This window comes from Nitriliruptor sp. (assembly GCF_040882075.1).
Taxonomy (GTDB): domain Bacteria; phylum Actinomycetota; class Nitriliruptoria; order Nitriliruptorales; family Nitriliruptoraceae; genus Nitriliruptor.
The window spans coordinates 58172-67188 of sequence record NZ_JBBEBZ010000164.1 but is presented as its reverse complement, the minus strand read 5'-3'; the positions used below and the strand labels follow the sequence as shown (position 1 = coordinate 67188).

Annotated in this window: 8 protein-coding genes; 3 read left to right on the top strand and 5 right to left on the bottom strand. The window is 73.5% G+C overall.

Translation table 11 applies throughout. From position 1 onward, the window contains the following. Positions 1 to 115: 115 nt before the first annotated feature. Entirely contained in the window at positions 116 to 1516 is a 1401-nt protein-coding gene (locus WEB03_RS10560) for a formate dehydrogenase accessory sulfurtransferase FdhD (RefSeq protein ID WP_368070906.1), read from the bottom strand. 279 nt (positions 1517 to 1795) lie between these two features. On the opposite strand from WEB03_RS10560, the gene WEB03_RS10555 reads away from it, so the two are divergent. Beyond that, positions 1796 to 3721 carry an alpha/beta fold hydrolase gene (locus tag WEB03_RS10555; RefSeq protein ID WP_368070905.1) on the top strand — a complete coding sequence of 642 codons (1926 nt, stop codon included), beginning with the start codon at positions 1796 to 1798 and terminating at the stop codon, positions 3719 to 3721. 35 nt (positions 3722 to 3756) lie between these two features. On the opposite strand, the gene WEB03_RS10550 is transcribed toward WEB03_RS10555, so the two are convergent. From WEB03_RS10550 to WEB03_RS10535, 4 genes are all read right to left on the bottom strand, one after another. Beyond that, entirely contained in the window at positions 3757 to 4647 is an 891-nt protein-coding gene (locus WEB03_RS10550) for an undecaprenyl-diphosphate phosphatase (RefSeq protein WP_368070904.1), read from the bottom strand. A 112-nt stretch (positions 4648 to 4759) separates the two neighbouring features. Beyond that, complete coding sequence (locus WEB03_RS10545; RefSeq protein ID WP_368070903.1) at positions 4760 to 5365, bottom strand: SAF domain-containing protein; 606 nt, start codon at positions 5363 to 5365, stop codon at positions 4760 to 4762. Between the two features lie 201 nt (positions 5366 to 5566). Then, complete coding sequence (locus WEB03_RS10540) at positions 5567 to 5950, bottom strand: FmdB family zinc ribbon protein (protein ID WP_368070902.1); 384 nt, start codon at positions 5948 to 5950, stop codon at positions 5567 to 5569. Positions 5951 to 6122: 172 nt separating this feature from the next. Next, positions 6123 to 6743 (bottom strand): 5-formyltetrahydrofolate cyclo-ligase, encoded by a 621-nt coding sequence (locus WEB03_RS10535; RefSeq protein WP_368070901.1) that lies wholly within the window; start codon positions 6741 to 6743, stop codon positions 6123 to 6125. A gap of 133 nt (positions 6744 to 6876) precedes the next feature. On the opposite strand from WEB03_RS10535, the gene galU reads away from it, so the two are divergent. Next, positions 6877 to 7749 (top strand): UTP--glucose-1-phosphate uridylyltransferase GalU, encoded by an 873-nt coding sequence (galU, locus tag WEB03_RS10530; RefSeq protein WP_368070900.1) that lies wholly within the window; start codon positions 6877 to 6879, stop codon positions 7747 to 7749. Then, entirely contained in the window at positions 7746 to 9005 is a 1260-nt protein-coding gene (glp, locus tag WEB03_RS10525; RefSeq protein ID WP_368070899.1) for a gephyrin-like molybdotransferase Glp, read from the top strand. Before galU ends, glp begins: the two co-directional genes overlap by 4 nt. Positions 9006 to 9017: the final 12 nt, after the last annotated feature.

Sequence of the window (9017 nt, the reverse complement as noted above, 5' to 3'; positions counted from 1 at the left end):
GGCCTGGGCTGAGCGGGCGTGGTCCGGGCAGTGGGCGTGGTCCGGGCAGTGGGCGGCTGACGCGTCACTCATGACCGCCGGCCCGCCCGGTGCCTGTCAGCCGCCCGCTCCTGGTTCAGGGTGAGGGGAGCCGGACGCGGTGGGGGTGGGTGTAGACGTTGCCGGTGCCGCCTCTCACGAAGCCGCAGAGGGTCACGCCGGCGGCGTCCGCGGTCCGGACGGCGAGGTTCGACGGGGCGCCGACGGCGACGATGATCGTCGCGCCGGCCACGGCGACCTTCTGCACGAGCTCGAAGCCGACCCGGCCCGACAGCACGACCACGTGGTCGGTGAGCGGCAGGTCACGTGCGAGGAGGTTGGCGCCGATCGCGGCGTCCAGAGCGTTGTGCCGACCGACGTCCTCGCGCACGGTGACGAGCGTGCCGTCGCCGGTCGCGATCCCGGTCGCGTGCAGCCCGCCGGTCGCGTCGAACGCGCGTTGCTCGGCGCGGAGCTGGTCGGGGAGTCCGGCGAGGACGGCCCAGTCGATGGTGGGTCCGAGGGCGTGGAGCGGGTCGATACGGGCGAGCAGGTCGTCGATCGACGCCCGGCCGCAGACCCCGCACGACGCGGTGGCGGGCACGTGGCGGTGGACCAAGGCGTCGGGATCCACGGGCTCGCGGACCTCGACCACGATGGTGTCGTCGGGACGTGCGTCGGTGACGACGGCGCCGGTACGTGAACCCGTGATGTCACCGGCTGCGAGCAGTCCTTCGGCGTGCAGCAGGCCGGCGGCCAGCTCCAGCTCGTGGCCCGGGGTCCGCATCGTCGTGGTGACCTCGAGCGGCTCCTGACCCGGGCCGGCGATCAGGATGCGGAGCGGTTCCTCGCCGACCAGCTCGTCTGTGACCCGTGCCGCCGCCCCGTCGGCGTCGACCGCTATCACCTCGACGCGGGAGGTGCGACGTGCGTGGTCGAGGTCGGCCGGCACGTCGACGTCCCGGGCGGTCAGCGCCGCCCCCGGCACGTTGACCACCGTGACGTCGAGGTGTTCGAGCAGCGCGACGGCCCGCAGGTCGCCCGCCTCGAGCCGCTGGCGGGCCACCGATGCCACGTGACGGCGGTAGGCGGCGGCCAACGGTTGCTGCCGCCCGTCGACCTCGAGGACGGCCGCGTCGACGCCTCCCACGGTGACCGCGTCCCGGAGCGCTCGCAGGACCACGGGGCGGGCCCAGGCGTGGTCGCCGCCGAGCACGACCACCACCTCGTGTGACGCGGCGGTCAGGCCCGCGATCAGGCCCGCCAACGGCCCGGCGTGACCGGGCTCGTCGGTGACGATGCGGACACCCGCCGGCAGGTCGACCCCGGCCGGGAGTGGCCGGTCGGGTGCCGTCGACACGATCACCTCGTCGCTCACCGCCGCGACCGCGTCGATCGCGCGGCGAAGCAGCGGCACGCCCTCGAGCAACGCCACCCGCTTGTCCGACCCGAAGCGGCGGCTGGCGCCACCGGCGAGCACGAGCCCCGTCGTGCCCACGCGCGCTCTCCCTCGCCGTCCCGGTGCACTCACGCTAGGCCAGCCCGCCCCACCGCCCCACCGCCCCACCGCCCCACCGCCCCACCGCCCCACCGACGCCTACCGGTAGACCAGGAAGGGCAGGTCCGCCCCCTGTGGTCTACCGGTAGGCCGTCCTGGCGCCTACCGGTAGGCCTGGAGGGGCAGGTCCGCCCCCTGGGAGCTACCGGTAGGCGGCCACATCGAGGTGGGAGGTGGGCCTCGGCCGGACGTCCGCGTGCCCGCCCGTAGGCTCGGGCCATGACCGATCACACCGCCGCTCCCGACGTCCGCGCCTACCTCGAGATCCGCACCGCGGCTCCGACCGGGTGGTCACCCGACGGCCGGAGGCTGCTGGTCAGCTCGAACCTGCCGGGGACCGCCCAGGTGCACCGGCTGGACCTCGATGACCACGACCTGCCCGCCCCGGCCGAGCGGTTGGTGCCGCTGACGCGCTTCGTCGAGCCCACCGGCGCGGGCTACCTGCCCGCCGACCCGGCCGGCGGTGACAGCGATGTGCTGCTGCTGGCGACCGACAGCGGCGGCAACGAGCGCCACCAGCTCTACACGGCCCCGGCTGACCCCGCCGAGCCGTACACCGGCCCGGACGACCTCGACCCGTTGGTGGTCGACCCAGAGTTCATCCACCGCCCCGGCGGTGTGACGCGTGACGGGACGAGGTTGGCCTACGCCACCAACCGGGGCGATGGGGTCGCCTTCGACACGTGGGTCCGCGACCTCGGCAGCGGCGAGGAACGCTGCGTCCTGGCCACCGGCGGGTGGACCGGTCCCGGCGGGTTCTCGCCCGATGGCCGCTTCCTGGCCGTCACGGAGGTCACGACCCGACCGGGCGACAACCGGGTGTACCTCGTCGACCTCCAGGCGCTGCCTTCGGAAGGACCCGTCACCGCCGAGCACCCCGCCGTGGTCGAGTTGCTGCCCCACGACGACCTCGAACCGTCCGCGGTCGGGACCCCCTCGTGGCTGCCCGACTCCACGACCTTCGTCCTGTCCGCTGACGTCGGGCGCGACCACGCGGCCCTCTGGCGTGGCCAGGTCCGTGACGGGGACCACGACCGGTTCGAGGTGGACCTCGAACCGGTCGTGCAGACCGGTTGGTCGACCGGCGGGGCGTTCGACTGGTCGGGGACCCAGCTGCTGGTCAGCTGGAACGAGGATGGGATCTCGCGTGCCGAGCTCCGCGACCCGCGGACCCTGGAGGTCCGTGGCCCGGTCCCGTTGCCGGGGGACGGCGTGGCCAGTGGCTACCGCTTCACCCGCGAGGGCCGCCACCTCACGTACTCGTTCTCCTCGTCGCTGGTGCCCGGCGACGTGTGGATCGTCGACACCACGACCTCGACCTGCCAGCGCGCGACCGTCAGCCCGAACGAGGTCGACGAGGAACACTTCATCGACGTCGAGCTGGTCCGCTTCCCCTCGTTCGATGGGCTCGAGGTGCCGGCGTTCGTGCACCGGCCCGCGCCGTCACCTGACGGTCGGCCGGCACCGGTCGTCGTCGTCATCCACGGCGGCCCGGAGTCCCAGCACCGCCCGTCGTTCAACCCGCTGACGCAGTACCTCGTGGCGTCGGGGTTCGCCGTCGTCGCGCCGAACGTGCGCGGTTCGACCGGGTACGGCAAGGCCTACCAGCACCTCGACGACGTCGAGAAGCGGCTCGACTCGGTCGCCGATCTGGCCGCGTTGCACGCCTGGCTCGGCACCCAGGACGACCTCGACCAGGACCGGGCGGCGCTCTACGGCGGGTCGTACGGCGGCTACATGGTCCTCGCCGGTCTGGCCTTCCAGCCCGAGCTGTGGGCGGCCGGGGTGGACGTGGTCGGCATGAGTGACCTCGTCACCTTCCTCGAGAACACCTCGAGCTGGCGGCGGGCGTTCCGGGAGCGTGAGTACGGCTCGCTGGAGCACGACCGTGAGGTGCTCGAGGCGGCGTCACCGATCAACCGCGTCGATCACATCGCGGCCCCGCTGCTGATCATCCACGGTCGCAACGACCCGCGCGTCCCCGTGACCGAGGCCGAGCAGATCCACGAGGTCCTGACCGAGCGAAAGGTGCGCTGCGACCTGCTCATCTACGAGGACGAGGGCCACGGGCTCGCCAAGCTCGTCAACCGGATCGACGCCTACCCGCGGGTGACCGCCTTCCTCCACGACGTCCTCGACCGCTGACCGCCACCGCCACCACGAGCACCCCGCACGGCTGCTCAGCCGATCATGAAGGTGCCGGCGAGCAGCAGCGTGGCGAACACCGCGACGTAGCGCGCGAACCCGATCAGGTCGTCGGTCTGGACCAGGCGCAGCAGGAACCGGATCGCCCAGTACCCGCTGGCGGCGGCGGCGATGACCCCGGCCGCGATCTCGACCGACCCGAACGGCAGGGTGCCGGGTTCGGCCGTCCCGAGGTCGGGCAGCTTGGCGATCGTCACGCCGACGATGATCGGCACCGACAGCAGGAACGAGAACCGTGCCGCGGCGGCCCGGGAGAGGCCGAGCAGCATGCCTGCGGCGATGGTGGATCCAGCCCGCGACACGCCGGGGAAGATGGCGAACGCCTGCGCGGCACCGATGACGGCCGCGTCACGGAGGGTCACCGTGTCCTCGCGCCGGCCGGGGTCGAGCTGCCCCTCGGAGCCGACGAGGTCGGCGACCGGCTTGCCGATGGTCGCTGCCGCTCGCTTGCGACGGATCCGCTCGGCGACCACGAGCAGCGCCGCGGTGATGTACAGGAAGAGCGACACCGCCCGAGGCGAGTTGAACGCCGCCTCGAAGGTGGACTCGAACGCGACGCCGGCGACCGCGGCCGGGAGCGTGCCGACCGCGAGCAGCATCACGACCCGGCGAGCCCGACGCTGTTCGGCACCGTCCACCGCCCCGATCCCGATGGACCGGGTGGCGAGCCACCACAGGTCCTCGCGGAAGTAGGCGATCACGGCCACGAGCGTCCCGGCGTGGACCATGACGTCGAAGGTCAGCGAGCCGGACTCCCACCCGAGCAGGTAGGGGACACCCTGCAGGTGGCCCGAGGACGACACCGGGAGGAACTCGGTCAGCCCCTGGAGCAGGCCGAGCACGATCGCCTGGAGGATGAGGAACACGTGGAGGCGAGCGCGGCGGGAGCGGACGGGGACCGCCGGCGGGCGCCCGGAGCCTAGACGGGGCCGGCGGACGTGCGAGGCTGCGGTCCCGTCCATCCCGACGGACCGGTCGTCACCCCGGGGAGCGCACCGCGAGGGCGACCGAGCCGCGGAGTCCCGCTGCGGCCACGTCGGCGGCGGCGGCGTGGGGGACCGCCAGCCACAGCGAGCCCCCGTCGCTGGCGATCACCTCGGCGCGGTCGGCGAGCACGGTGCCGGTGCCGTCGACGCCCGTCGCCACGACCTGCACCACGGTGCCGACGGGCAGCGGCGGGACCAGTTCGGCCGGGAGCGGGACCGCGCTGTCGGTGGCGTCGAGCAGGCCTCCGAGGCCACGGTCGGTGACGTGCGCGTCGGTCAGGACCGCTCCGGCTGGGAGCGGAGCGGTCAACGTCCCGGTCGCGTCGAGCCGGTACCCCTCCGGGACCAACTCGCCCGGCCAACGCGCACGCTGGAGCACGCTGGGGTCGAGCTCGGATCCCGCGGGCAGATCCTCGGCGGCGACCAGGACCGCCACGGGGGTGCCGTACGGCGAGGCGGCCGTGCGGAGGGCCGCGCCCGACAGCAGCGCCGCGACCAGACACGTCGCGAGGACGGTCCGCGTGCGCGGGGTCAGACCCCACCAGCGGTCGCTCAGGGCATCGAGCCACGGGGCGAGGACGAGAGGTGCGCCGCCCACCTCGGACCGGGTCGAAGGACCCGACCTGGGGGCACGGGAGGCGAGAGGTCGAGGTGAGCGGCGCATGGCCGCAGACGACCACCTCGCGGCGTCGACGTCCGATCGAGCCGGCGCGCGCCTGTGGATGAACGGCGCGTCGAGCTCAGCGCAGCCGTGTTCCGTGGCGACGGTGCCCGCCGGAGCGGGCACCCACGCGGGGCGTCACGCGCTCTTCGCGTCGCTCGTCGAGGAGGTCGAGGAACCCTTCGAGGAGGTCGACTTGGCGCCCTCCGCGGACGAACCCTCGGAGGACGAGCTCGACCCGGACGAGCTGTCGCTGTCCTTCGATGAGGTCTTCGCACCCTCCGACCCGCCGTCCGAGGACGTCGAGGACCGGTCACCGTCGGAGGACGACCCGGCCTTGCCGTTGCCGGCGTAGTCCTTCACGTGCCAACCGGACCCCTTGAAGATGATGCCGGCGGCGCTGAAGACCTTGCGCAGCTCGCCCTCGCAGCTCGGGCACTGCGTGAGGGCGTCGTCCTTGAACGACTGCACGACCTCGAGGTGCTGTCCGCACCCGCGGCAGGCGTACTCGTAGGTGGGCATGGGGACCTCGCTGGGACCGGTCGGTTCGGATGCGTCGCTGCTGGGCGTGGGATCAGGACGCCCGCGCTCGCACTCGGTGGCGGAGAGTGCCAACCGGAGGAGGGTGCCCGGTCGGCGCCGAGCCCGCAAGGTCGCTGCGGCGTGGCGACGCACCCCGTGACCAGGCTCGCGGTCAGGTCCGGGCTCGGGTCCGGTAGGTCGCCCGGTCCGTGACCACGGTGTCGACGGCCGCGTCGTGGGCCTCGCGTGGGACGCGCGGCACGAGCTGGCAGGCGAAGCACACCCCGATGCGGACGACCTCGTCGGGGAGGTCGGCGAGCAGGCGGTCGTAGTGCCCACCGCCCTGGCCGAGCCGTCCACCGAGCGGGTCGAACGCGAGCCCCGGGAGCACCACAACATCGACGGCGGAGAGGTGGATCGGGCGCCCGGCGGGTTCGGTGATCCCCCGGTACCCGAGGCCGAGCGGGGTGGCCTCGGTGGTCGCCACCAGCGTGAGGCGCTCGTCGAGGACGCGCGGCAGCGCCGTCGTCGCGCCGCGTCCTCGGAGCCACGCGACCAGGTCGGTGAGGTCGAGCTCGCTGCCGTGTCCCGCGTACACGGCGACGACCCGAGCCCGGCGCAGCTGGCGCAGCTGGCGCAGCCGGCTCACCGCGCCGGACGAGGCGCTCGCCCGCTCGAGCTCGGTCAGCTCCTCGCGGGCGCGCCTGGTGGCTCGTCGCAGCGACACCTTCCGGTCGCGGACGTCCGCCACCTCGGTGCCCCCACCGGCGTCGATCGTGCCGTCCGCTGTCACGGTGCCGTACCCACCTCGCTGCGCCCGGTGCCCGGCGACGTGACGAGCGTACGTCCGACCGGGCGGCCCGACGAGGCCCGGAGCGTCGCAGCCGTGCTCGGTAGTCTCGGCGGCCCCGTCCCGGAGCTCGCTCGTGGTCTCGAAGGCCGTCCTCCCCGTCGCTGGACTCGGAACGCGGTTCCTCCCGGCGACCAAGGCGGTACCGAAGGAGCTGCTCGCCGTCGTCGACCGACCGGCGATCCAGTACATCGTCGAGGAGTGTGTCCGCGCGGGGCTCGACGACGTGCTGCTCGTCACCGCCTCCGGCAAGGGTGCCATCGAGGACCACTTCGACCGCATGCTCGACCTCGAGCAGGCGCTGGAAGCCAAGGGCAAGCACGACGAGGTCGCCGAGGTCCGGGCGCTCGCGGAGATGGCGCGCATCCACTCGGTGCGCCAGGGCGAGGCGCTCGGGCTCGGGCACGCCGTGCTGCAGGCGGCCGAGCACGTCGGCGACGAAAGCTTCGCGGTCCTGCTCGGCGACGACATCGTCGATCCGGCCACCCCGTTCCTCGAACGGATGATCGCGGCGCACGAGCGCACCGGACTCGCGGTGGTCGCGCTCATGGAGGTCCCCGAGGACCAGGTCCACCTCTACGGCGTGGCTGACGTCTCACCGGGTGAGGAGGACGGTGAGTACCGCATCTCGCGCCTGGTGGAGAAGCCACCGGTCGAGGAGGCGCCGTCGAACCTCATCGTCGTCGGCCGGTACGTGCTGCCCGGGTCGATCTTCCCGGTGCTGCGGGACACCCCGCCGGGTCGCGGCGGCGAGATCCAGCTCACCGACGCGCTGCAGACCCTCGCCGCCGAGGAACCGATCGTTGGCATCCGGTTGGACGCCCCACGGCACGACACCGGCGACAAGCTCGGGTTCCTGAAGGCCACGGTCGAGCTCGCCGCCGCCCGAGACGACCTCGGCGACGACTTCGTCGCCTGGCTCCGGACCTGGCTGGACGTGCGCTCGTGAGCGGTTTCGTGGGGCACGGACGGCACGACGTGGTGACGGCCGACGAGCTCACCAGCGTCGAGGACCACCTCGCCGCGCTCATCGACCTGCTGCCGCGCCCCGACCCGATCGTCCTTCGCCTGCAGGACGCCATGGGGCTGGTGCTGGCCGAGACGGTCACCAGCCACGTATCGCTCCCGTCCTTCCCCAACAGCGCGATGGACGGGTACGCGGTCGTCGCCGCCGACCTCGCGGGTGCTGCGGTCGACGACCCGGTCCACCTGCCCGTGATCGGTGAGGTCGTGGCCGGTAGCGCGGAGGTGCCCTCGATCACCCCCGGCCGGTGCGTGCGCATCATGACCGGCGCGCCCCTGCCCGTGGGTGCCGACGCGGTCGTGCCCGTGGAGACCACCTCGGGCGATCGGGGCCAGATCGCCTTCCACCGGGCCTACGAGGCGGGGGCCAACGTGCGCTGCGTCGGTGAGGACCTCACGCCGGGCCAGCCGCTCGTGGCCGCGGGCCGCCGCATCACCCCCGCCGACGTCGCCCTGCTGGCCAACGCCGGTGAGACGCGGGTGCCCTGCAACCCGCCACCGCGGGTGGTCGTGCTGTCCACCGGTGACGAGCTGGTACCGGCCGACGACGCGCCCGGGCCCGGGATGATCCGCGACGGCAACGGCCCGATGCTGGCGGCGCTCGTGCGCCAGGCCGGCGGGACGCCGTTCAGCGGTGGGATCGTGCGCGACGACCGCAAGGCGCTGATGTACGCGCTCGACTCGAACCTCGGGCACGCGGACCTGGTGGTCTGCTCGGGCGGTGCGTCGGCCGGCACGCGCGACGTCCTGCCCGACGTCATCGGCGCGCTCGGCGAGGTGACGACCGCCAAGGTCGCGATGCAGCCGGGGATGCCGCAGATCCTCGGCCGGATCCGCGACGTCCCGATCGTCGGGTTGCCGGGGAACCCCGTGTCGGCGTTCGTCTCGTTCGAGGTGTTCGTGCGGCCGGCCCTGCGCACCATGCAGGGGCGGCGTGACGTGGCACGTCCGCGCGTCCGGGCTGTCGCCGTCGCGTCGATGACCTCACCGCCCGGGAAGCGCTCCTACCTGCGGGTCCGGCTCGCTCACAGCGACGGTCGCTGGACGGCCGCGCCGACCGGCGCCCAGGGGTCGCACATGGTGTCGTCGATCGCGCTCGCCGACGGTCTGGCGATCGTCCCGGAGGACGTCACCGAGGTCCCGGCGGGGTCCCAGGTCGACGTCCAGCTGCTGGTCGACTGATGGAGGACCCCG

What these genes read in the sequence shown, in the direction of transcription:
- WEB03_RS10555 (WP_368070905.1), top strand. Translation starts at nt 1,796, where the DNA reads ATGACCGATCACACCGCCGCTCCCGACGTCCGCGCCTACCTCGAGATC.
- WEB03_RS10540 (WP_368070902.1), bottom strand. Translation starts at nt 5,950, where the DNA reads ATGCCCACCTACGAGTACGCCTGCCGCGGGTGCGGACAGCACCTCGAG.